Annotated in this window: 1 protein-coding gene; it reads left to right on the forward strand. The window is 43.2% G+C overall.

What is annotated here, in order from left to right; genetic code table 11:
* Positions 1–264: helicase-related protein (locus AAEZ18_RS19035; RefSeq protein ID WP_352255983.1), on the forward strand; the 264-nt coding region annotated here is incomplete at both ends.

Consider the following 264-nt stretch of genomic DNA (forward strand, 5'->3'; position numbering starts at 1 on the left):
GTGTAGGTATGCTTACTGGTGATGTAAACCAGAAAAAACGCCAAACTATATTAGCGCAATTCAGCAAAGGTGATTTAGACTTTTTAGTTGCGACCGATGTTGCAGCGCGTGGTCTTCATATTCCAGAAGTAAGTCATGTGTTTAACTTTGATTTACCTGACGATTGTGAAGATTATGTTCACCGTATTGGCCGTACTGGCCGCGCTGGTGCATCAGGCCACGCAATTAGTTTTGCATGTGAGCAATATGCATACAACCTGCATG

Origin of the sequence: Pseudoalteromonas sp. 19-MNA-CIBAN-0066, from assembly GCF_040308705.1 — a bacterium.
GTDB classification, from domain to species: Bacteria; Pseudomonadota; Gammaproteobacteria; order Enterobacterales; family Alteromonadaceae; genus Pseudoalteromonas; species Pseudoalteromonas nigrifaciens.